1 protein-coding gene is annotated in these 248 nt (G+C 48.8%); it reads right to left on the bottom strand.

What is annotated here, in order from left to right:
* The coding region (locus EXT47_RS23945; RefSeq protein ID WP_165383850.1) for a hypothetical protein at nucleotides 1-248 on the bottom strand (248 nt) is incomplete at both ends.

Below are 248 nucleotides of genomic sequence, written 5' to 3'. Positions count from 1 at the left end.
ATAATTGGGCTGCCATCTTGATAGGTATAAGACAACTCAATGGTACTGCTCATCATGGTGGCAATGCCATCGGCGGCCAGTGAGAGTCGAGCATTCTCAGAGAGTGCTTGAATTTGCGGTACACTCGGCATCGTGGCGCTTTGTTTGCCGCCAATATCTTGCTCCATGCTGCCGTCAAACACGGTCATGGCTTTGCCTTTTAAGGTCAGTAACTTGTCTGCAAAGATGTTGACGTTACCACTTGAGTC

Origin of the sequence: Pseudoalteromonas sp. CO342X (genome assembly GCF_004208915.1) — a bacterium.
In the GTDB taxonomy this organism is placed as follows: domain Bacteria; phylum Pseudomonadota; class Gammaproteobacteria; order Enterobacterales; family Alteromonadaceae; genus Pseudoalteromonas; species Pseudoalteromonas maricaloris.
This window is presented reverse-complemented; position numbering and strand designations above follow the sequence as displayed.